Origin of the sequence: Bacillus sp. FSL W7-1354, from assembly GCF_038002405.1 — a bacterium.
GTDB classification, from domain to species: Bacteria; Bacillota; Bacilli; order Bacillales; family Bacillaceae; genus Bacillus; species Bacillus paralicheniformis.
In genome coordinates this window covers 2,213,494-2,236,394 of sequence record NZ_JBBOCL010000001.1, presented here as the reverse complement: position 1 = coordinate 2,236,394, position 22,901 = coordinate 2,213,494, and the positions used below count along the sequence as shown (strand labels likewise).

Sequence of the window (22,901 nt, the reverse complement as noted above, 5' to 3'; positions counted from 1 at the left end):
GAGGTGCATTCTTTGGCAGTACCGGAGCATCCTTTTGGATTAATGGCTAAAGTATACAGAGAAGTTTTTCCCCTTGTTCATCAGGAGTTGGACAAGTGGAAACGAAAAGCTGAAACGATTCAAAATCCCGAGCTGAAAACGCAGGCGAAAGCCAGCATCAGGGATAAAACCTTTCACTGTGAAGGCGGCGGCATTATGGCCCTCCTTTCAGGCGACAAAATCGAGCAGTCGATCCGGTTTATTACGGCGTATCAGACGATAAGCGACTATCTCGACAATCTATGCGACCGGAGCACCTCGCTTGACCCGGATGATTTTTCCATGCTTCATCAGTCAATGAAAGACGCGCTGACCGTCGGGGCTGAATTGAAGAACTATTACCGGTTCAGGGAAGACCAGGATGATCAAGGCTATTTGCACGACTTAGTGAAAACGTGCCAAGACGTGCTTGCGGAAATTGAGAACTATGATTTGATCAAGCAGCACCTGCTTGAGCTTTGCAGCTATTACTGCGATCTGCAAGTTCATAAACACGTTGTGGAGCATGAGCGTGTCCCCCGGCTCGAAGCGTGGTTTGAGAATTATAGATCGGCCTTGCCGAAAATGGAATGGTACGAGTTCTCAGCCTGTGCGGGTTCAACGCTCGGCATCTTCTGCCTCGTATCGTATTCCGTCCGTTCCGATTTTACTGAATCGATGGCCGGAAAGATCCGCGACAGCTATTTTCCGTACATACAGGGACTGCACATCCTGCTCGATTATTTAATTGACCAGGAGGAAGACTTAATCAGCGGAGATTTGAATTTCTGCACGTATTACCCATCACATTCAGATATGATGGAAAGGCTCGAATATTTCATTGAAATGGCGGATGAACATTTGCGCGGGATTCCGCACGAAAACTTTCACCGTTTGATCAACAGAGGTCTTCTGGGTGTTTATTTATCAGACGATAAGGTCGCGGGTCAAAAGGAAATCGGCCGGCTGGCGAAGCGCCTTATTAAAGCGAGCGGAAAAACTTCCTACTTCTTCTATATCAACGGAAGGGCCTACCGCAAAATTCAAAAAATGCCGTGGATGAAAAGCTCGTAAAGAAAAGCTCAAACCGTTCATCGGCTTGAGCTTTTGCTGTTTACAAGCTTTCCATCCGGTATTGTTTTTCAAGTACAAAACGCTTATTATACCGGAAGCTTTTTTCCCATTTTGAAACAACGATGCAGGCGACAGCATGACCCGGCACGTTCACGCCTGTTCGCGCCATGTCCATCACGCGGTCCACTCCCGCGATAATCGCGACTCCTTCAGCGGGAAGGCCGACTGCGTTGGCGGTAGCCAGAAGGACGACGAGCGAGCCAGATGGAACGGCGGCGATCCCTTTGCTTGTCATCACTAGCACGAGCATCATGAGCAATTGCTGTGAAATGCTCATGTCTATATTGAAAGCCTGCGCCAAAAAGATACAAGCGACAGATAAATATAGGCTGGAGCCGTCACAATTCAGCGATAAGCCTGAAGGAACCACAAAGGAAACGACCCGTTTTGGGCAGCCGTATTTCTCCATGCGGTCCATCAGCTGCGGCAAGACTGTTTCTGTGCTCGTAGTGGAGAACGCGATCAGAAACAAATCCCAAATCATTTTCAGGACTTCGAAGTATTTAATTTTAAAAATAAGACCGACAATCGGAAATAAAACAAAAAGAACGAGAAACAGTCCGAGAAAAACAGTGCCGACTAATTTTAACATAGGAAGCAGGAGTTCGATGCCGTATTGCCCGACGGATGCGGCCATAAGAGCAAGCACGCCGATAGGGGCTGTAACCATAACCATCTGCGTCAGTTTGAACATGATATTGGCAACAGACTCAAAAAATTTCATGACAGGCTCTGAGGCTTTGCCGATCCCGGCAGCTGCGACGCCGAACAATATCGCAAAGAAGATCACGGCAAGCAAATCATTTCTGGCCATGACGTCAACGATGTTGGTAGGAATAATATCGAGGATCATTTGTTTAAGATCGACCACTTTTTCCGTGTAGCCTGAGAGCTCTCCGATATCTTTTTTGGCCAAATGGGAGAGGTCAAGGCCGACGCCGGGCTTTAGCACATTAGCCAAAAGCAGCCCGAGTCCGAGCACGAACGTCGTAATCACTTCAAACCAAATAATCGTCTTGATGCCGAGACTGCCCATTTTTTTCATGCTTCCGCTTCCGGCCGCTCCGATGACGATTGTAGAAAAAACGATCGGAACGACGATCATTTTAATCAAGCGGATAAATCCGTCTCCGACGGGGCGCAGCGCCATTCCGAAATCAGGGAAAAAGTGTCCGATCACTGCTCCAATGGCGAGTGCGATCAAAATTTGATAAGCGATAAATTTTTTCAAATTGAAATCCCTCCGTATTTTACATGAGTTTTCAATAATTTCGTGACAAAGAGTGAAACACCTTTTCTTTTTAGAAAATTGCGAAAAATTTCTTATATTTTATTTTGATATCGCTTACATTATGTTTGGATGAAAAAAATCCTCCTAATGGAGGATTTTCAAGATATCATTTTTGAGCCGCTATTTTCTTTTCAATCGCAATGATAAAAGGCGGATCGTTTCGCTGGTTTAAATATTGGTAACAGAGGGTGCGGGCAGTATCTTGGTCGAGTGATGTGCAAAATTCGAGCAGGGCGTCCTTTTCCCGCTTTCCTTCGGGATGGCCATGGTAGACGACCAGAACGATCAGCCCCTCATTTTTCAGGATTTTGAGAAGCTGCTTGATGCTGGCGATGGTTGAATCGCTTTTTGTCGTCACCGATTTGTCGCTTCCCGGAAGATACCCGAGGTTAAACACAGCTGCTGCCACCTTGCCTGAGATGTCGTCAGGAAGCGAAGTGATGAGCTCATCATGGCTTTTTTGAATCAATGTCACCCGGTCTTTGTACTCGTTTCCAAGTCTTTCGGCAGTATTCATAAGAGCTGTTTCTTGAATATCAAAGGCATAGACATGTCCGTTTTCACCGACAAGTTCTGCTAAAAAATACGTATCATGTCCGTTTCCCATTGTCGCATCAATGACGATGTCTCCTTCGCCTGCGGCTGTTTTCAGCAGTTCTTTCGCATACGGGAGGATCTTCTTGAGCTTCATGTGGCGATGCCTTCTTTCTCTTTGTTGAACCATTTCCCCTGATAGCTGCCGCGCCTTTCCAGTTCTCCATTGATGGCATTTAAGACTTCCCATTTATTGACGCTCCACATCGGTCCGACCATCAATTCGATCGGTCCGTCACCCGTAATCCGGTGAATGATCATTTCCGGCGGAAGAATTTCAAGCTGATCACAAACAAGCTGGACATAATCCTCTTGCGAAAGGAACGTTAATTTTCCTTTTTCATACTGCTTCACCATTGGCGTTCCCTTTAACAGGTGAAGCAGATGGATTTTAATCCCCTGCACATCCAAATCGGCGACCGCTTTTGCGGTTTCCATCATCATGCCGCGGTCTTCGAGAGGCAGCCCGTTAATGATGTGAGAGCAGACGCGGATACCGTGTTTCCTCAGCTTGTTCACGCCTTCTACATAGCAGTCGAAATCATGGGCACGGTTGATCAAATCAGCCGTCCGTTCATGAACGGTTTGAAGGCCGAGTTCCACCCAGAGGTATGTTCGTTCATTAAGCTCGGCAAGATATTCGACAACATCGTCAGGAAGACAGTCCGGCCGGGTTGCGATTGAAAGGCCGACTACGCCGTCGAGGCCGAGGACCGTTTCGTATTTTTCGCGAAGAACGCTGACAGGAGCGTGCGTATTCGTAAATGCTTGAAAGTACGCCATGTATTTGCCGTCTTTCCATTTTTCATGCATTCTGTCGCGGACTTCATTAAATTGGGTCAGCAGATCGTCGGCTCGGTTTCCCGCAAAGTCTCCGCTCCCTGCGGCGCTGCAAAATGTGCATCCGCCGTGTGCGACCGTGCCGTCGCGATTCGGGCAGTCAAAGCCTCCGTCAAGGGCGACTTTAAACACTTTATGACCGAAATGATTTCGTAAATGATAATTCCATGTATGATATCGTTTTTCACTGTTCGTATATGGAAAAGGGTTGTTTTGATGCAAACAAAAGGACCTCCTTTTAGTATTACGCATCCTAAAATTGTAGCAAATAAACACGATAAGAACAAACCGATTCCCAATTATTTTCTTCAATGATCACGGCTGTGATGGCCAAACTAATCACGATGGATTTTTCCATTAAGGAGGGGTTTTCTTTGGCTACAAGACAATCCGTCGGAGAGCACATCCAAAGAAGCGAAGATGCTTATGATTATGCTTTATCTCAATTTGAAACTGCAAGCAGGCAGGAACATTACAATGAGACAGAGTTCAGCGATGCGCAGCTGATGCTTGAAAACGCGGTCAATGAATTAAACAAGCTTTCGCTGTTTGCCAATGAGCAACAAAGGGAGGAAATTCACCGCAAAAGGCTTCAGCTGCAAACCCTTCAAAACAATATGATTCTGCAGAGATCGTATGAAAGATGAACCCTTTTTGAAAGGGTTCATTTTTTTGAAAAAAAGTGATTGACAAAAAAGGACGATGTATTTAATGTATTAGGTGTACTATATCGAGTAATACAATTAACACACACATGTAAAGGAGTAATACTCATGAGTGATAAACATAAAAAAATAACGCCGATGGTGGTCGTGGCGTTTATCATTGCCTGTTCGTTCTTGTTTGTTCTTGCGAAGCTGGGCTTTATAATTCAAGAAAATTTGGGATACGTGTTTTTTTAAAAGTGAATGACCTGAGATTGAACGAGAAAGAAGGGAGATAGATGATTCAAATCGATCCGAGAAGCTCTACCCCGATCTATGAGCAGATTATCCAGCAGATGAAAGAGCTTTGCTTAAAAGGGATAATCAAGCCTGGAGATAAACTTCCTTCTGTCAGAGAGCTTGCAACCATTATCATTGCAAACCCGAATACTGTCAGCAAAGCCTATAAAGAACTTGAACGGGAAGGAATAATTGAAACGTTGAGGGGGAGAGGAACGTATATTTCAGAAAACGCGAAAGTTACGCTTGATGAAGGGAAGATTGCGATGATTAAAGAGCAGTTAAAGCAGCTGATCATCGATGCGCATTACGCTGGGATCGACACTAAAAAGCTGCAGGAGTGGATGGCGGAAATCGACGAAGAAGTGAGAGGAGGGGAAGTGAATGATTGAGCTCAAATCTGTATCAAAAACGATTGACGGAAAACAAATACTCAAAAACATCTCCTTTAAGCTTGAGGAAGGAGAGATTTTCGGACTGCTCGGCAGAAACGGCTCAGGGAAAACAACGCTTCTCCGCCTGATTCAGCAAATCCTGCTGCCTGATGAGGGAGATGTCTACTTCGGCAGCGTCAAGGTGAAGGACCATCCGCTCGTCAAGCGCAATATCGTCTATATGCCCGTTCAAAACACCTATTTCGAAAAATACAATTACAAACAGCTCGTCAATATTTTGCGAAACATTTATCCTGACTTTGATGTTACATACGCTAATGAATTAATGAACCGCTACGATATTCCTGAAACAAAAAAGTACAGGGAATTGTCTACAGGATTGAAAAAGCAAATGTCGCTGATCTTGTCATTTGCGATCCGGCCGGCGGTCATCCTGCTCGATGAACCGACAGACGGCATTGATGCCGTCACAAGACAAGATGTTCTCCAGCTGATGGTCGATGAAGTGGCTGAAAACAACACGACGATTCTCATCACATCCCACCGGCTTGAGGATATTGAAAGAATGTGCAACCGAATCGGTTTTCTCGAAGACAATACATTGTCGAACATCATGGATCTTGATGAACTGAAAGGCGATTTTATTAAAATCCAAATGGCATTTGAAGAAGATGTCAATTTGAAAATCAGGGAAAGGGAAATCCCTGTTTTGGATCACACCGGCGTGTTTTATACGGTGTTGATTCCGAAAGCAGACGATGTGAGCAAACAATTTCTAAAAAGTTTGTCTCCGAAAGTTTGGAACGAGCTTCCGGTCAGTCTAGAGGAAGTATTCATCGCGAAGTATGGAGGTAAGCGAAGATGGTAGACCGCGGACTTTTATATAAAGAGTGGAAACAGCATTTCTGGATTTTTTTAGTTGTATTTGCAGCGGTGATGCTGAGTGAACCGCTTACGCTTTTGAATGATTATTTCCAGTACAAAGGATGCCTTTCAGAACTGAAAAAATTTCCCGATATGGAGTGCGTTTTATATAAAAACTATGAGATAGGCGGGGCTATGAGAATGTTCTGGGTTGGCGGAGTTGCGCTTGCGCTCAGCCAGATCGGGTTTGAAAGGAGCAGAGGGACGCTTGAATTCACACTCGGCCTTCCTTATAAGCGAGGCGTCATTTTCAATACGAAATATTTCTTCGGCATTTCAATTCTTTTAACAGCCCAGCTATTATCTTACTTTTTATCTTATGCCTTGATTGTTTTATATAAGGTTGACGTCGTCCATTTCCATGAGTATTTTATCGGGTCGGTCATCTTCTGCTTTATGGTCTACTCGCTTGTTATGGCGGCGGGCGCGATAACCGGCAATCCGCTGGCCCAGCTGATCGTTGCATTTTCAACGTCGATTCTGCCGTATTTGCTGATCGGGCTTCCGTTGGCCAACTTTCGAATCATCCGGAGTTTCTTTGGAGGGCACCCTGCTTTCTTTTATGGTGAAACAGAACTATTGGATTATATAACGCCGATCATGTACCTCAACCAATTCGGCATTCAAGACGGCAGCCTGGCCTTTACGCTTATTCCGCTCGCCATGGGGATCTTGTTTTATATCATTGGCTATTTTTGCTTTATCAAACAGCAGCTTGAACGGAACGGACATTTTTTTCTCTGGAGAAAAATGGATCGCCCGATTCAAATTCTCGTGATTTTATTTGGCATCTGGGGATTCGGCACAGCCTCTGGCTCAAACCTGTTCAGCTATATCTTCGGTATGGTGATCGGTTCGGCAGTCGGATTTTTAATCAGTTACTTCTTGATTTTCAAAAAAATAAAACAGCTGTAATCCATAATGGAGAGGAGATTTACAAATGATCAGTGTAGAGCATATTCACCACTCATTTAAAGTCGGTAAAAAGGGGAGGGAAAATGAAATTAAAGTGTTAAAGGATGTCTCGCTTACCGTTGAAAAAGGCGAAATCGCCTGCATTGTCGGACGGAGCGGTTCCGGAAAATCGACGCTGTTGAACTTGATTTCCGGCTATATCGCCCCGACAAAAGGTAAGATCGTCATTGACGGTACGGATGTCACAAAGTACAGCGAAAAAGAATGGGCGGCATTCAGGCTTGAACATTTCGGCTTCATCTTTCAAAGTTTTCAGCTGATTCCGAGCTTGACGACTTACGAAAACATCGAACTGCCTCTGACTTTAAAAGGTGTTCATCCGTCTGAGCGGAAGCAGCGCGTCAATGAGATGCTTCACCGCGTCGGCCTTGAAAACCACGCTGGACACTATCCGAATGAGCTTTCAGGCGGACAGCAGCAGCGCGTCAGCATCGCCCGCGCTTTGATTTTGAATCCGTCAATCATTTTAGCCGACGAACCGACAGGAAGCCTGGACTCCGAAACAGAACAGGAAATTCTCGAATTCATTCGGCAGCTGAACAGGGAACGCGGGATTACATTTGTCATCATCACGCACGATGACGAAGTGGCATCGATCGCCAATACGAAATTTCAGTTATCTGACGGCGTGTTAGAGAAAGGGGAAGAGACTGTTGAAGTTTAAGGATCAGTTGAAGTTTATTAGAAGAAATATGAAGAAAAACCGCCTGCGTGTATTCATGACCATTCTCGCAACAACGGTGGCCTGCGCATTCTTAATCGTGCTCGCATCGGTCGGGTTCGGCCTGCAAAAATCGCTGACTGAACAGCTGATGAAAGAGCAAATCGTGACTGAGATAAATGTTGTCGGAAAAGAAGGGCAAAGCGATCAGAAAGTTCAAAAGAAAGACTTGAAAGAATTCGAAAATCGCAAAGATGTGTCCGCGATTATCGAGCGCACGCAGGTGTTCGCACCTGCTGAAGCAAAGTTGGGCAACAGGACAAACAATCAAATGTCGAATATCACGATTACTGACATGGCTGCTGAACAAAAAGCCAATATTAAACTCGATCGCGGCCGCGTAGCGAAAACACCGAATGAAATCGTCGTCGGCTACCATTTCGGGAAGAATCTCTGGACGAAAAAAGAAGCCCAAGATTATGAAAAGCAGATGGAAAATAATGCTGAGGAAGTAAAAGAACCAAAAGGATACGCAGAAGATATTCTCGGCAAAACAATTGAATTAAAGATCTCAAAAATGGATGAAAAAACAGGAGAAGAAGGGAAAGCGAAAACATATGATCTGAAAGTTGTCGGAGTGACGAAAAAACCTTCTTATGAATGGGCAAGCGATTCAACAGTCTATGTCAGCAACGACATGCAAAAAGACATCACCGGATTTCTGAAGGCGGACAAAGACAACGGCACGATCGAAAAAAAGCTTTCGGTTTACGCGGATAACTTTGAACATGTCGGACAGCTGACAACAGATTTGGAGGATGAAGGCTACTACGTCGATTCAATAACGAAAAAACTCGAAAGCATCAATCTGTTTTTCATGGCTTTTAAAATCGGTCTGATCTTTGTCGGAGTCATTGCCGTTTTGATTTCAGCGATCGGGATTTTCAACACGATGACAATGGCGGTTACAGAACGGACGCAGGAAATCGGGATTATGAAAGCGATCGGGGCCAGCCCGAACGTGATCCGGAAAATGTTCCTGCTGGAAAGCGCCTATATCGGCATCTTAGGATCTGTTTTAGGTGTTATCATTTCATACGGTGTCAGCTTTTTAGTGAACAAGATTATACCACCTATTTTATCATCGGTTTCAGAAGGAGGAGCGAGTGCGGCAGACTTCAGCATCACCTTCTCGTACATTCCGGTCAGTCTTGTCCTCATCGCGACCTTGATCAGTGCAGGCGTCGCCATTCTTTCAGGCCTGAACCCGGCCATTAAAGCGACAAGAACGAACGTGCTGACAGCATTAAGAAGAGAGCTTTAAGAAAAAAGCCGGCGGTATGCCGGCTTTTTTAACGTTTCGGAGGTCTGTACCCCGCATCACGCGCCTCCTGTTCTGTGCAGAACCAGCGGGCGACGTTTTTCGTGCGGTCATAATATGTACTTCCCGGTGTATGATAAATATGGTTGACGCTTCCTTTGATTTTGCACTCCTGTTTGCTTTCACCGCTGTTTTTCTTAGGGGAGGGCGCGCTGTGTGACGTTTCGGCCTGAGCGGTGGCGTTCTTTTCTTTTACAGTGGCTTCGGTACTGCCGCTTTTTTCTTCAGCCTTAGCCAGTTTTTCTGACAGTGATTTTGTTTTTTTCGTAAGCGAGTCTTTTTCTTTTGTCAGTTTTTCATTTTCTTTTTTTAATGTGTCATTCTCCGTTTTGGCTGCCTTCAGTTTTTCGTTTGCTTGATTGAGCTGCTGCTTTAATGCGGTTTGCTCCTTTTTTACAGCGCTGTGTTCAGTTTTCAGTTCCTGAAGCTCGGTTGTCAGGTCCTCTGTTTTTGTCTCATCGATGGCATATGTTTCCTCACTGTAATAAGGCGCAGAGATGATCAGGAGGAGAAGTCCGCCTGCAAAACAAGGATAAAAGAGTTTTCTGGAAAACCTTTTGCCTGGAGAAAAGATTCTTCTGATCAAATGAAATACAAGATAGCAGATGGAAAAAATAAAGGATAAAAACCCGATCAGCATGATAGATTCCATGATTCGTCTCCTTTCGTGTTTGATAACTATATTTTAGCTTAAAAAGAAAAAAATGTTTATACCAAAAAACTTCTTGCAAATCTAAATATTCAAACGTAAAATAAAGAAATCATTTAAAAAACCGAATATGCAGCTTATAAAGAGAGATGGAGGGACTGGCCCGGCGAAATCTCAGCAACCTGCAGCAGAGCAAGGTGCTAAATCCAGCAGAATGTCAGGCGCATTCTGAAAGATAAGTTGAACAACTCTTTCAGGCGCCGAAAGAGTTTTTTTTATTTTGGAGGAGGAGATGTACATGAACAAGATATTAAAATGGACTTCCGTGCTGGGACTGGCCTTGAGCCTGGCGCTTCTGGCCGCATGCGGAAACAATGCCGAAAGCGATGGTAAAACGATCAAAATAGGCGCTACTGCAGGACCGTATTACGATATGGTCAAAAAAGCGATTCAGCCTGAACTTGAGAAAAAAGGCTACAAAGTTGAAGTGGTCGAATTCACCGACTATGTACAGCCGAACACGGCGTTAAGCGAAGGCGAACTCGACGCCAATTTGTTTCAACATGAGGTTTTTATGAAATCATACAATCAAGAAAACAATAAACATCTTGCTGCACTCATTTCTGTGCCGACCGCTCCGATGGGTCTCTATTCTGCCAAATATAACGACTTGAACGATGTCAAAAACGGGGCGGAAGTGGCTGTTCCAAACGATCCGGCCAATGCCGCCAGGGCATTTTTAACGCTCCAGGATCAGGGGCTGATTCGGCTGAAAAGCGATGTCGACACATTGAAAGCCTCTGTGCAGGATATTGCGGAAAATCCGAAAAAGCTGACATTTAAACAGCTTGAATCTGCCAATCTTCCAAGAGCGGTCGATGACCTGGATATCGCGGCTGTCCCGGGTAATTTCGCTCTCTCCGCTAATATGAAGTTGCAGGACGCGCTGGCGCTTGAGAACATGCCTGACCGCTACCGCAATCAAGTGGTAGTGGATGAAAAAAACAAAGACAAGCCATTCGCCAAAGATCTCAAAGAAGCGGTAAAATCCAAAGCTTTCGAAGATGCGATCGATCGGGAATTCGCCGGTTTCGGAAAGCCAAAATGGATGACGCAATCATAAAAAAATTCCCCCTTTAAAAAGGGGGTTTTTTATGTTGAAAATCGAAATCGTGTCAATTGAAAAAAATGGGCAAAACGAATAGAATCTAGAGGGAATGCTAAAGAGAAAGAAGGAAACGCTATGCCGCGCACATTATGGCTATTGGTCATCGGAATGTTTATCAATGTCACAGGGGCATCTTTTTTATGGCCGCTGAATACCATCTATATCCATCAGCATTTGGGAAAGTCGCTGACAGCGGCCGGATTTGTGCTGATGCTGAACTCAGGGGCAAATGTGCTGGGCAACCTGTTCGGGGGATATCTATTCGATAAAATCGGCGGATTTAAAACGGTCGTACTTGGAATTGTGATCACGTTTGCGAGCCTTTCAGGCCTCGTCTTTTTTCACGATTGGTTCCAATACATTCTTTTCTTAACATTGGCCGGTTTTGGATCAGGGATCGTGTTTCCGGCATGCTATGCAATGGCCGGCTCGGTTTGGCCGGAAGGCGGCAGAAAGCCGTTCAATGCTGTATACGTGGCGCAAAATGCAGGGGTGGCAGTTGGTTCAGCGCTCGGCGGAATTGTCGCGTCTTTTTCATTTACGTATGTTTTTCTGGCGAATGCAATGCTGTATGCCGTCTTTTTCATGATTGCGATTTTCGGATTTAGACGCATCCGGTCTGAAAAAGCCATGCAGTCTTCTGTTTTGGATCATGCCGATTCAGTCAGCGGGAAATCTAGATTCTCCGCGCTTTTGGTTATATGTACGGGCTACCTGCTCGGCTGGGTCGCTTATTCGCAATGGTCCTCGACCATCGCTTCACACACCCAGGAGCTTGGGATATCTCTTGGGCAGTACAGCGTACTTTGGACAGTGAACGGGGCGCTCATTGTTTTCGGTCAGCCGCTGATCGGTTTTTTTGTGAAACGGTTTGCCGAATCGCTGAAAAACCAAATCGTGATCGGATTTGTCATTTTTATGATGGCATACGGAATTTTGTTTGGAGCTGAACGGTTTCCGGCTTTTCTTGCCGCGATGGTTGTGCTGACCATTGGCGAAATGCTTGTATGGCCGGCTGTGCCGACAATCGCCAACCGCCTCGCTCCGAGGGGAAAAGAAGGGTTTTATCAAGGGTTTGTCAACAGTATGGCGACCGGCGGAAGAATGATCGGGCCGCTTTTTGGCGGAATGCTGGTTGATTATTTCAATATGCAGCTTTTGCTTGCGGTTCTGCTCGTATTGCTGCTGTTCGCAATAGGAACGGCGTTTTTATACGACAGGAAGGAAAAGCAGCTCTCCGCTCAATCAGATGCATAAGTGGTATAGAAAAAATAGGTAATTGTAATTATGTGAAAATGAATCGAAGGAATCAAGATTATCAACCAAATCTTCACATATAATGGAAGAAACAAGCTTTTTTTCTTCTCAGACAGAACACATTTTCTGTATGGTAGTATCGAATATCATCGCAAGGGGTCTAGGGGGGCTGCTCGATGGCCTGAAGTCGCTTGACTAAACTAAGGGCTTTAGGAAGGTGATGAAGATGCTGCATCAAGTTTTGGTTGCTTGTTTGATTGGAGGGATTATGGGGGTTCTCGGGCACGTTAAAAAAAGAGGGCGCCTCGAGAAACCGAGAACAACGAAACGATTCATTTACCTTGGATTTTTTGAAGATATTCTTGTCGGAATGGTTGCTTCTATTTTGCTTGTTTTATCTGCGGAACCTGATTCTGGAATTCAGCTTGTCGTGTTATCGATCATTGCCGGCTACGGCGGTGAAGCTGTATTGAGAAGCTTTGACTTTGTCAGAGAACAGCAGGCAAATGTACAGAACTCCGAACGACAAAACAAATCTCCACACGATTAAGATCCTCACTCTTACCCTTTTTTCAGCACATTCCCATTGTATACAAACCTGCTTGCACTTATGAACAGAATTCTATAAAATACAGATAAGATTACGGTTACGGCAAGAACAGTGAAGAGGAGCAGTAAGAAGCCCATTTTGTTTCAGAGAGTTGACGGCTGGTGAAAGTCAATCAAATGAGCTTCCGAACTCGCCTCAGAGTTGCAGCAGTGATGAGCTGCTGCCGCGTATCTGCGTTACAGATATCAAGTGAGTGTGCCGCATGCACACTAACAAGGGTGGTACCGCGGGAAATCTCTCGTCCCTTCTTAGGGATGGGAGAGTTTTTTTGATTTTAGAATAATCTGAATATAACGCTGCCAGTCCCGTCCATACTTGAAGACAAAGAAGCCGTACTCATATTCAAAGGAGGTTTTTACAATTGAGTTTTGACCATCAAACAATCGAGAAAAAGTGGCAGGACTATTGGCTTGAAAATAAAACGTTCGCCACGCGTGAAGATAAATCCAAACCGAAATTTTATGCATTGGACATGTTTCCGTATCCGTCAGGCGCAGGCCTTCACGTCGGACACCCTGAAGGCTATACGGCAACTGACATTTTGTCCCGCATGAAACGGATGCAAGGGTACAATGTCCTCCATCCGATGGGCTGGGATGCATTCGGGCTTCCTGCGGAACAATATGCGCTGGATACGGGAAACGATCCTGCCGTCTTTACCGAACAGAACATTGACAACTTCCGCCGCCAGATCAGAGCGCTCGGCTTTTCGTATGACTGGGACAGAGAAGTCAATACAACAGATCCGGACTACTATAAATGGACGCAGTGGATTTTCTTAAAGCTTTACGAAAAAGGTCTCGCTTATGTAGATGAAGTCCCTGTAAACTGGTGTCCTGCGCTTGGAACCGTTCTTGCCAATGAAGAAGTCATCGACGGCAAAAGCGAACGCGGCGGCCATCCTGTAGAACGCCGTCCAATGAAGCAGTGGATGCTGAAGATTACCGCTTATGCCGACCGTCTGCTTGAAGATCTGGAAGAACTCGACTGGCCGGAAAGCATCAAAGAGATGCAGCGCAACTGGATCGGCCGTTCCGAAGGGGCGCATGTTCATTTTGCGGTCGACGGCACAGACGAAATGTTTACGGTTTTCACAACGCGGCCTGATACATTATTCGGTGCCACATATGCCGTTTTGGCTCCGGAGCACGATTTGGTTCAAAAAATCACGACGCCTGAACAGCAAGACGCGGTCGACGCCTATATCGAAGAAGTTCAATCAAAGAGCGACTTGGAGCGGACAGACCTTGCCAAAACAAAGACAGGCGTCTTCACAGGTGCTTATGCCGTCAATCCGGCAAACGGGGAAAAAATTCCGGTATGGATCGCGGACTATGTCTTGGCTACATACGGAACTGGAGCGGTCATGGCCGTCCCTGCCCATGATGAGCGGGACCACGAATTCGCATCAGCATTCGGGCTGCCGATCAAAGAAGTCGTCAAAGGCGGAGATGTTGAGAAAGAAGCTTATACAGGCGACGGCGAACACATCCATTCAGATTTTCTGAACGGCCTTGATAAAGCGGCTGCGATCGAAAAAATGATTCAGTGGCTTGAGGAAAACGGGAAGGGCGAGAAAAAGGTAACATACCGCCTCCGCGACTGGCTGTTCAGCCGTCAGCGCTACTGGGGCGAGCCGATCCCGGTCATCCATTGGGAAGACGGCACATCGACTCCGGTTCCTGAAGAAGAGCTGCCGCTGATCTTGCCGAAAACGTCGGAAATCAAACCGAGCGGAACGGGTGAGTCCCCTCTTGCGAACATTAAAGAATGGGTGGAAGTGACAGACCCTGAAACAGGCAAAAAGGGAAGACGCGAAACGAATACGATGCCGCAATGGGCGGGAAGCTGCTGGTACTTCCTGCGCTACATCGATCCGAAAAACCCGAACGAACTGGCTTCTCCTGAAAAATTACAGGAATGGCTTCCTGTCGATATGTATATCGGAGGGGCGGAACACGCCGTTCTTCACTTATTGTATGCGCGCTTCTGGCATAAATTCCTTTATGACATCGGGGTCGTTCCGACGAAAGAGCCGTTCAAACAGCTTTATAACCAAGGAATGATTCTTGGTGAAAACAACGAAAAAATGAGCAAATCCAAAGGCAATGTCGTCAATCCGGACGAAATAGTGGAGACTCATGGTGCGGACACGCTCCGGCTGTACGAAATGTTCATGGGGCCTTTGGATGCATCGATCGCCTGGTCAACGACAGGACTTGACGGCGCCCGCCGCTTCCTTGACCGCGTATGGCGTCTGTTCATCGATGACAATGGCGGGTTAAACGAGAAGATCGTTGAAGGAGCCGGCGAAACGCTTGAGCGCGTCTACCACGAAACGGTCATGAAAGTAACAGACCATTTCGAAGGTCTGCGCTTCAATACAGGTATTTCTCAGCTGATGGTCTTCATCAATGAAGCATATAAAGCTGATCAGCTTCCGAAAGAATACATGGAAGGCTTCGTGAAATTGCTGTCTCCTGTTGCGCCTCACTTGGCTGAAGAGCTGTGGAGCCGACTTGGACATGAGGAAACGATCACGTATGAAGCATGGCCTGTCTATGATGAAGCAAAGCTCGTTGATGACGAAGTCGAAATCGTCGTTCAGCTGAACGGAAAGGTGAAAGCGAAGCTGAACGTTCCAGCCGACGCCGACAAAGAACAGCTTGAAGAGCTGGCGAAAAACAATGAAAAAGTAAAAGAACAGCTCGAAGGGAAAACGATCAGAAAAGTGATTGCTGTACCTGGAAAGCTTGTAAATATTGTCGCAAATTAATGGAAAAGCCCCTTCAATCCGAAGGGGCTTTTCAGCGTGCCGACAAACCCGCGCATTCGTTGGCAGGCCTGCTAAGCCGGTGCTTACGATAGGAGAAAAGATCAGGCGGCTAACCGCCTAACACCGCCGTCACCACATCCTGTGGAAGACCGCTCCGATGCTCGGCTTTCCCAGACTGCAAGGATTGCGGGACAAAGGATGACAAAATCCCAAAACTAAAAGCCGTTTTGGGATTTTTTTTAATAATCTGAAAGCCCTGTCATTCCGCCGAAAGGATGAAAATATTTCAGCCGTTCGCTTCGTTTCAAATGATCCATGACCGCTTAAAATGGGAAAAAAGGAGATGATGATGATGCATTTTTCCGATTTTTCCGCCGCACAGGTCAGAATCGCCCGGCCTACAGACCGTTTTGACGAAATCGTTGCGTTTTACGAAAAGGGGCTGGGCCTGAAAAAGCTTGGCGGTTTTTCCGGACATCAAGGGTATCATGGCGTCATGTTCGGCCTGCCGAATGTCCAATATCACCTTGAATTCACCTCCCATATCGGAGGCAGCCCTTGTCCGGCACCGACCAAAGACAATCTGCTCGTCTTTTATATTCCTGATCAGAAGGAAATCAAGAGTATTTTAAAAAGGCTCGCTGACATGGGCCATCACGAAGTGCCGCCTGAAAATCTGTATTGGAAGGACAAAGGAGCAACAGTGGAAGATCCGGACGGCTGGCGGATCGTGCTGATGAATACCGAAGGCATTTAGATATAGGAACGTTATGCCTGTGCCCAGTCTCTTGCTTTCGTGCGGACGATATCTGTAAAAGCCGCCATTGCAGGAGAAAGCCATTTGTTTTTATGATAAGCCATTTGAGTGGAAAACAGGGCGTCGCGGACAAGCGTGCCCTGAAGCTTTCCTTCTTCGATATCAGTGCGCGTTGTGATCAAAGGAAGAAGGGATACGCCCAAACCGCACATCACGCACTGTTTAATCGCTTCGACACTCCAAAATTCCATCGTATGGTCGGCAATGACTCCCCTTTGACGTAAATACTCCTCAAAAAAATCACGGTAGCTGCAGCCGTGCTCCGTATATAAAAACGTTTCATTTGCGGTAAAAGTCAAATCATCAAGGGCCTTTTGTCCTGCCGGGTGTTCCTTTGGAAAGATGAACACCATCGGCTCATTGACCAGCTTTTCAACATGAAGGTCGTTTTCTTTCCGATCGTTGTCCAAAAGAAAAGCGACATCGATTTTTCCCTGCTTCAATTCATCTCTCAGCTGCCAGCACGTGGAAGACTTTAATGTGACCGTGACCTGCGGATATTTGTTAGTAAATTCGTGAAGAATGGCAGGCAATCTGTAAACCGTTAAAGATTCCGAGGCGCCGATGATCAAGTTTCCCGACGGCTCCTGGTCGTTTTCCGGAATGTGCCTCGCTTTTTCATACAGTTCGACCATTTCTGCGGCATAAGGGAGAAGGTGTTTTCCTGCTTCTGTCAGCATCATTTTTTTCCCCAGCCTGTAGAACAGCGGCTTTCTTAATTCTTGTTCGATTGCTTGAACGTGCGAAGTCACAGTTGACTGCGCATATCCCAAATAATCGGCAGCACGGGTAAAACCGCCGATATCCACGATGGTTTTGAATGTTTTCAAATGTCGGATCTCCATCTCGTCCATCTCCCTTTTATTTTATATCGAAAAATTCGAAATTGCAGATCGATAATATCTATTTTACTGATGAATTAAACAAGATTACAATCATTTTAAACGACTTTGCGAAAGGATTGTATCAGTATGAGAGAAAAAAAGCTTGGCCCTTTATTATTAAGCGGGCTGATGACGGGGCCTATTTTAGGGTCGGGAATCATTCTGCTGCCGCCGATGATTCATCAGACAGCGGGGGACTATGCGATTTTTGCATGGCTGTTGATGTTGGGAATCGGTTTTTTATTTGCCTGGATTTTTGCCAGATTGAGCGTCGAGTATCCGAATGATGCCGGGATTGCTTATGCGGCTGAAAAAGCGTTCGGTTCCCGTGTTAAAAAGTTGGCAGTCTTTTATTTTATCATGGCTGCGAGCTTCGGCCCCGCCGCCGTATTAATGACGGCCGGCGAATATATTCATTCTCTTGCGGCCGGCACGGCATTTCCTGCTGAACTGTACGGCTTCATTTTTTTTATCTTTTGTATGGTAGTCCTTTGCTTTAATCTTTCATTTGTCGGCATGGTTGCACTCATTTTTTCCACTGCCGCGGCCCTCATTCTGTTTGGAAGCAGCGCGGCTTCTGTGCCTTACTTTCGTGAGGGGCCGCTCGTAGACGGAACATTTCAGTTTGCCGATTTTGGCCGCGGATTGCTGCTGCTGTTCTGGGCATTAGTCGGATGGGAAATCGTCGGCAACTACAGCATGGAAGTGAAAAACCGCGGGAAAACGATTCCCCGGGCCGTCGTGATCAGCAGCCTGACGGTAACGCTCATATATGTGGCGACTGCGGCAGCTGTTCAATGGATTGATCCGGGGTTCTTCGCAAACGGACAATTGAAGCTGGCGATGATGCTGACGCCGTTGTTCGGATCTTTTGCATTGCCGGTGATCGCTGTGCTCACCGCTGTTCTCTGCATGTGCGCTTATTTTCAGGTGACAGGCGGAGCAGCCAGGCTGGTGGCATCGCAGGCCGGCGGGCTGTTTGCCCGCAGATCAAGGGGAAATCAGCCGATGGCAGCACTGGGGCTTATGTTTTTCATTCATACCGTCGTTTTTGTCTGCCTGATGTTTCACTTTCTTAATGTTGAGACACTGGTCCTGATCGCAAACGCCTTTTTCATCTGCAACTCGCTGTGCGGTCTTGCCGCTGCTTACAAGCTGCTGTCCGGTCGCGTTTACAAAATAGGCTGCCTCTTTCTCATGGGGTGCTTCTCGCTGCTTCTTTTGTTTTCATCACCCTGGATATTACTGTTTATCATGCTGACCTGCGCCTTGTTTGTGGTGAACTTCCGTCAACTTATCATCTGGAAAAAGGTAAAACGCCCTTTCAAATCGTATTAATGAATCAAACGGAAAAAAGAAAGGGGAACACGATGCGCAGTCAACTTTTCAAACTGCTCGGCGATTTGCCGAAGAAAAAAAGCATTGATGTGAGTACTCTTAAAATTGAAGAAAAGTCATCTTTTATTCTTGAAACGCTTTTGCTTGATTTAAACGGAATTGAAGCGGTACCGGCCTATTTTGCAAAACCGAAACAGATGAACGGCAAGCGGCCGGCCGTGCTTTACTGTCATTCACACGGAGGACGTTACGAAAGGGGGAAGGAGGAGCTGATTGAAGGAGCGGATTACTTGCAAACGCCGCCGTTCGCCGAGGAATTGACGGCCTTGGGATTTTCCGTGCTTGCGATTGACCATTGGGCTTTCGGAGACAGGCGGGGCAAAACGGAGAGTGAGATATTTAAAGAAATGCTTTGGACAGGACGGGTGATGTGGGGAATGATGGTCTTCGACAGCATCAGAGCCATCGATTACCTGAGCATGCGTGAGGACACAGACGAAAGCCGCATCGCTTCACTCGGCATGTCGATGGGTGGTCTGATGGCCTGGTGGACTGCTGCATTGGATGAACGGGTCAGCGTATGCGTTGATATATGCGCGCAGGTGGACAGCGAAACATTAATCAAGACGCAGAATTTGGACCGTCACAATCTCTATTCGTATGTTCCAGGGCTGGTCAAGCACTTTTCAACCGCTCAAATCGAAAGCCTGATCGCTCCAAGGCCCCATTTAAGCCTGGTCGGAACCGCAGATAAACTAACGCCAGTTCAAGGAATTGACCTCATTGAAGAAAAGCTGTCCGATGTGTATAAAGAAAAAGGCGCCGGTGAACGCTATGAAGTGTTTCGCTCTCATTCAGGGCACTTCGAGACAGCCGGAATGAGGCATAAAGCGATCGGTTTCTTAAAAACATGGCTGTAAAACAGGAGGTGAATCACTGTGAAAAAGGTGACGATCATCGGAGGGAACGGCACGGTCGGCCGCGTGTTAGCGGGCGGATTGGCAGGCGAAGGATACGAGGTGACAGTGCTGGATTTAAAAGAACCGGATGAAAAGCCGGCTGTCCGGTTTGTCCGGGTGGATGCGGCAGATTACAATGAAGTCGTGAAAAGCATTCCTTTGAATACGGATGCGGTGATCAACCTTTTGGCTGTCAAGCCTACAGGCGATTTGCTTGACCGGCGGGAGTTTGAGAAAATGACGGATATCTTTTTTAAAGCGACATATACGATTTTGCGGGCGGCGGCGGAGCTCGGCGTGCCGAAGGTGGTATTTGCAAGCAGCAACCATGTGACAGATGTGTATGAAAAGAACGGCGATTCTCTGCTGGGGAGGAAGATCAACACGGATGACTACCCGCAGTCCAAAAGCTTGTACGGCTTGCTAAAATTGGCGTCCGAAAATCTCGGCTATCTTTTCTCGCACCAATCAGACGCCAAGGTTTCCGTGATCAATCTGCGGATCGGGACAGCCGCTGAAAATGAGCAAGAAACGCTGCGCGCAAAACCGAGGAGCAAAAAAACGCTGCTATCCCACCCCGACCTCGTCCAAATCTTTAAAGCCGCAATCGAATCCGGCAAAACATACGGTACATATTATGCTGTCAGCGACAATAAGGGGCGGCCGTGGTCGATCGATTCCGCCATTCGGGAACTGGGGTTCAAGCCGAAAGTCAGCACCTCAGACATCCTTGATGAAGACTGACGTATCATCTTCTAAGGTGATGATCTTTTTCTCCGCTTTTCTGATCCTGCTTAAAAAATGATTATAGACGCTCTCCTTTCTGTTTGCTACATTTTAGACACGATATCGTAATATTTTGACAGCGCTTACAAGGAGGGGGAAATGACGATCAGGCATTCTGCTGGAAGCCGCGTGTTTGACATATTGAATTATTCATTTTTAACAGGGTTCGGATTGGTTTGTGTGCTGCCGTTCATCCACGTTATTGCAGCCTCTTTTGCGACAGTTGAGGAGGTCATTTCGAAAAAGTTTATCTTAATACCGACGACTTTTTCGCTGGATGCGTACAGGTATATTTTTTCAACTGACATTGTGTACAGAAGCTTAATCATTTCTATTCTTGTCACAGCCGCAGGGACGGCGGTCAGCATGTTTCTATCCTCTTTAATGGCATACGGGTTATCGAGAAAGGAGCTGATGGGAAGGCGCGTCCTCATGTTCTTGGTCGTGTTCACGATGCTGTTCAGCGGAGGGATGATCCCGACCTTTCTCGTCGTAAAATCGCTCGGATTGCTCGATACCTATTGGTCTCTGATTCTTCCGACCGCCATCAATGCGTTTAACTTGATCATTTTAAAGAACTTTTTTCAAAATATACCGTCAAGCCTCGAGGAATCCGCCAAAATCGACGGCTGCAATGACATCGGAATCTTCTTCCGCATCATTCTTCCGTTGTCTTTGCCGGCGATTGCGACAATTTCGCTGTTTTACGCCGTCACCTATTGGAATACGTACATGCAAGCGATTCTGTACTTGAGCGATGCGACAAAATGGCCGATACAAGTTTTGCTTCGCCAGATTGTCATCGTATCAAGCGGTATGCAAGGGGATATGACGGAGATGGGGGCAGCCGCGGCGCCGCCGGAACAAACGATCAAAATGGCGGTCATTGTCGTTGCAACCATACCGGTGCTGCTCGTGTATCCGTTTATTCAAAAGCACTTTGCAAAAGGCGCTCTTTTAGGGTCAATTAAAGGATAAAAACGGAGGGGACAATATGGGGAAAAAATGGCTGATAGCGATTTTTGCGTTCGCGCTTTTGGCCGGCGGACTGTTTGGCTGTTCGAAAAGCGGAGCAGATCAGGCTTCTACAAAGGATGAGAAAGTCGATCTGAACTCGCCTTTGGACTTGAGCTGGATGGTAATCCTTTATCATCAGCAGCCGCCGAAGGATACAGCGATTAAAAAAATCGAGGAGCTCACCAATACAAAGCTCGATTTAATGTGGGTGCCTGATGCAGTAAAAGAAGACCGCTTAAACTCAGCGCTCGCCGCCGGAAACCTGCCGAAAGTCGTCACCATTCAGGACATTAAAAATTCATCTGTCATGAATGCGTTCAGATCGGGGATGTTTTGGGAGGTTGGTCCTTATTTAAAGGATTATCCGAATTTAAGCAAGATGAACAAGCTGATCAATAAAAACGCTTCAATCGACGGAAAGCTTTACGGCATCTACAGGGAGCGCCCGTTATCAAGACAGGGGGTTGTCATCCGTAAAGACTGGCTTGACAACCTTGGGCTCGATATACCAAAGACGGTTGATGAACTTTACGAAACAGCGAAGGCATTTACAGAAAAAGATCCTGACCAAAACGGAAAGAACGATACGATCGGCTTTACCGACAGAAACGATTTGATCTACGGCGCCTTTAAAACATTGGGGTCCTATATGGGCATGCCGACTGACTGGGAGGAAAAAGACGGCAAGTTCACGCCTGACTTCATGACAAAAGAGTACATGGATACGATGAAATATATGAAAAAACTGTATGATGAAGGGCTGATCAACAAAGACTTCCCGGTTACGAGCAAAACGCAGCAGCAGGAGATGTTTTCACAAGGGAAAGCCGGCATTTATGTCGGAAATATGGTCGATGCCGTCAATTTAAGAGACCAGTCTGTCGATGATAAAATGGAGCTTGAGATCATCAATCGGATCAAAGGACCGGACGGAAAGGAACGCGTCTGGGCATCAGGCGGGCATAACGGAATCTTTGCCTTCCCGAAAACAAGCGTCAAAACAGAAAAAGAGCTGAAGAGGATTCTGGCCTTTTTCGACCGGATCGCCGAAGAGGATGTTTACAGCCTGATGACTTACGGGATCGAAGGGGTTCACTATAAAAAAGAAGGGGAAAAACAATTCAAACGAATTGATGAAAAACTGAAAGACTGGCAGGCGGAAATTCAGCCGCTCGTCTCTCTCGTCGGCATTGATAAACAATATTTGAAAAATACGGGAGATCCGCTCCGCACAAAATATGAAGAGCTGACAGAGGACAATAATGAGATCATCGTCTCAAATCCGGCCGAAAGTTTGTACTCACCGGCCGCATCTGAAAGAGGCGATGAACTGCAAAAGATCATTGATGATGCCACATATCAATTCATCCTCGGCAAAACGGATGAAAGCCAGTTCGAGAAAGCGGTTGAAAAATGGCGGACGAACGGCGGAGATCAAGTAATAGAAGAATATGAAGAGTCATTTAAAAAAGCGGAAAAATAG

Annotated in this window: 23 protein-coding genes, 1 riboswitch and 1 other annotated feature; of the genes, 18 read left to right on the top strand and 5 right to left on the bottom strand. The window is 46.4% G+C overall.

From position 1 onward, the window contains the following. Positions 1-12 precede the first annotated feature (12 nt). The gene (locus MKZ04_RS11330; protein ID WP_341045931.1) at positions 13-1,092 is read left to right on the top strand and encodes a tetraprenyl-beta-curcumene synthase family protein; all 1,080 of its coding nucleotides are present in this window, start codon (positions 13-15) and stop codon (positions 1,090-1,092) included. A gap of 40 nt (positions 1,093-1,132) precedes the next feature. On the opposite strand, the gene gltP is transcribed toward MKZ04_RS11330, so the two are convergent. From gltP to MKZ04_RS11315, 3 genes are all read right to left on the bottom strand, one after another. Further along, positions 1,133-2,383, bottom strand: a complete 1,251-nt coding sequence (gene gltP / locus MKZ04_RS11325) for a glutamate-aspartate/proton symporter GltP (protein ID WP_023855832.1) — start codon at positions 2,381-2,383, stop codon at positions 1,133-1,135. Between the two features lie 166 nt (positions 2,384-2,549). Continuing rightward, positions 2,550-3,134 (bottom strand): class I SAM-dependent methyltransferase, encoded by a 585-nt coding sequence (locus MKZ04_RS11320; RefSeq protein ID WP_095290789.1) that lies wholly within the window; start codon positions 3,132-3,134, stop codon positions 2,550-2,552. Beyond that, entirely contained in the window at positions 3,131-4,099 is a 969-nt protein-coding gene (locus MKZ04_RS11315) for a TIGR01212 family radical SAM protein (RefSeq protein ID WP_105981157.1), read from the bottom strand. The genes MKZ04_RS11320 and MKZ04_RS11315 overlap by 4 nt, the downstream gene beginning before the upstream one ends. 152 nt (positions 4,100-4,251) lie before the next feature. On the opposite strand from MKZ04_RS11315, the gene MKZ04_RS11310 reads away from it, so the two are divergent. From MKZ04_RS11310 to MKZ04_RS11280, 7 genes are all read left to right on the top strand, one after another. Continuing rightward, entirely contained in the window at positions 4,252-4,524 is a 273-nt protein-coding gene (locus MKZ04_RS11310) for a YtzC family protein (RefSeq protein WP_065643617.1), read from the top strand. Between the two features lie 126 nt (positions 4,525-4,650). Next, positions 4,651-4,779 carry a hypothetical protein gene (locus tag MKZ04_RS11305; RefSeq protein ID WP_020452661.1) on the top strand — a complete coding sequence of 43 codons (129 nt, stop codon included), beginning with the start codon at positions 4,651-4,653 and terminating at the stop codon, positions 4,777-4,779. A gap of 41 nt (positions 4,780-4,820) precedes the next feature. Beyond that, complete coding sequence (locus tag MKZ04_RS11300) at positions 4,821-5,213, top strand: GntR family transcriptional regulator (RefSeq protein ID WP_003184565.1); 393 nt, start codon at positions 4,821-4,823, stop codon at positions 5,211-5,213. Continuing rightward, entirely contained in the window at positions 5,206-6,084 is an 879-nt protein-coding gene (locus MKZ04_RS11295) for an ABC transporter ATP-binding protein (protein WP_341045929.1), read from the top strand. Before MKZ04_RS11300 ends, MKZ04_RS11295 begins: the two co-directional genes overlap by 8 nt. Continuing rightward, positions 6,078-7,055 carry an ABC transporter permease subunit gene (locus tag MKZ04_RS11290; protein WP_025810969.1) on the top strand — a complete coding sequence of 326 codons (978 nt, stop codon included), beginning with the start codon at positions 6,078-6,080 and terminating at the stop codon, positions 7,053-7,055. Before MKZ04_RS11295 ends, MKZ04_RS11290 begins: the two co-directional genes overlap by 7 nt. A gap of 25 nt (positions 7,056-7,080) precedes the next feature. Further along, on the top strand, positions 7,081-7,779 hold the full coding sequence (locus MKZ04_RS11285; protein ID WP_026579036.1) for an ABC transporter ATP-binding protein: 699 nt from the start codon (positions 7,081-7,083) through the stop codon (positions 7,777-7,779). Further along, positions 7,769-9,100: an ABC transporter permease gene (locus tag MKZ04_RS11280; protein WP_026579037.1), complete on the top strand. Its 1,332-nt coding sequence runs from the start codon at positions 7,769-7,771 to the stop codon at positions 9,098-9,100. Before MKZ04_RS11285 ends, MKZ04_RS11280 begins: the two co-directional genes overlap by 11 nt. A gap of 28 nt (positions 9,101-9,128) precedes the next feature. On the opposite strand, the gene MKZ04_RS11275 is transcribed toward MKZ04_RS11280, so the two are convergent. After that, complete coding sequence (locus tag MKZ04_RS11275; RefSeq protein ID WP_026579038.1) at positions 9,129-9,809, bottom strand: coiled-coil domain-containing protein; 681 nt, start codon at positions 9,807-9,809, stop codon at positions 9,129-9,131. Positions 9,810-9,940: 131 nt separating this feature from the next. Beyond that, positions 9,941-10,048, top strand: a riboswitch (SAM riboswitch). Positions 10,049-10,104: 56 nt separating this feature from the next. On the opposite strand from MKZ04_RS11275, the gene MKZ04_RS11270 reads away from it, so the two are divergent. From MKZ04_RS11270 to MKZ04_RS11250, 5 genes are all read left to right on the top strand, one after another. Further along, positions 10,105-10,929 carry a MetQ/NlpA family ABC transporter substrate-binding protein gene (locus MKZ04_RS11270; RefSeq protein ID WP_103750250.1) on the top strand — a complete coding sequence of 275 codons (825 nt, stop codon included), beginning with the start codon at positions 10,105-10,107 and terminating at the stop codon, positions 10,927-10,929. Positions 10,930-11,049: 120 nt separating this feature from the next. Next, positions 11,050-12,231: an MDR family MFS transporter gene (locus MKZ04_RS11265; protein ID WP_026579040.1), complete on the top strand. Its 1,182-nt coding sequence runs from the start codon at positions 11,050-11,052 to the stop codon at positions 12,229-12,231. Between the two features lie 220 nt (positions 12,232-12,451). Next, positions 12,452-12,781, top strand: a complete 330-nt coding sequence (locus tag MKZ04_RS11260; protein WP_016885609.1) for a DUF4257 domain-containing protein — start codon at positions 12,452-12,454, stop codon at positions 12,779-12,781. A 102-nt stretch (positions 12,782-12,883) separates the two neighbouring features. Then, positions 12,884-13,090: a binding site (T-box leader), on the top strand. Between the two features lie 112 nt (positions 13,091-13,202). Continuing rightward, entirely contained in the window at positions 13,203-15,617 is a 2,415-nt protein-coding gene (gene leuS / locus MKZ04_RS11255; RefSeq protein WP_341045925.1) for a leucine--tRNA ligase, read from the top strand. Between the two features lie 349 nt (positions 15,618-15,966). Then, positions 15,967-16,374, top strand: a complete 408-nt coding sequence (locus MKZ04_RS11250) for a VOC family protein (RefSeq protein ID WP_341045923.1) — start codon at positions 15,967-15,969, stop codon at positions 16,372-16,374. 11 nt (positions 16,375-16,385) lie between these two features. Here MKZ04_RS11250 and MKZ04_RS11245 read toward each other — a convergent pair whose 3' ends face one another. Next, the gene (locus tag MKZ04_RS11245; protein ID WP_020452651.1) at positions 16,386-17,279 is read right to left on the bottom strand and encodes a LysR family transcriptional regulator; all 894 of its coding nucleotides are present in this window, start codon (positions 17,277-17,279) and stop codon (positions 16,386-16,388) included. 126 nt (positions 17,280-17,405) lie between these two features. On the opposite strand from MKZ04_RS11245, the gene MKZ04_RS11240 reads away from it, so the two are divergent. From MKZ04_RS11240 to MKZ04_RS11220, 5 genes are all read left to right on the top strand, one after another. Next, positions 17,406-18,656 carry an APC family permease gene (locus tag MKZ04_RS11240; RefSeq protein WP_341045921.1) on the top strand — a complete coding sequence of 417 codons (1,251 nt, stop codon included), beginning with the start codon at positions 17,406-17,408 and terminating at the stop codon, positions 18,654-18,656. A 32-nt stretch (positions 18,657-18,688) separates the two neighbouring features. Next, positions 18,689-19,576, top strand: coding sequence for a dienelactone hydrolase family protein (locus MKZ04_RS11235; protein WP_145625136.1), 888 nt, complete (start codon positions 18,689-18,691; stop codon positions 19,574-19,576). 18 nt (positions 19,577-19,594) lie between these two features. Next, entirely contained in the window at positions 19,595-20,359 is a 765-nt protein-coding gene (locus MKZ04_RS11230; protein ID WP_025810974.1) for an NAD-dependent epimerase/dehydratase family protein, read from the top strand. 141 nt (positions 20,360-20,500) lie between these two features. Beyond that, on the top strand, positions 20,501-21,379 hold the full coding sequence (locus MKZ04_RS11225; RefSeq protein WP_020452647.1) for a carbohydrate ABC transporter permease: 879 nt from the start codon (positions 20,501-20,503) through the stop codon (positions 21,377-21,379). Between the two features lie 16 nt (positions 21,380-21,395). Continuing rightward, positions 21,396-22,901 carry an extracellular solute-binding protein gene (locus MKZ04_RS11220; protein ID WP_023855847.1) on the top strand — a complete coding sequence of 502 codons (1,506 nt, stop codon included), beginning with the start codon at positions 21,396-21,398 and terminating at the stop codon, positions 22,899-22,901.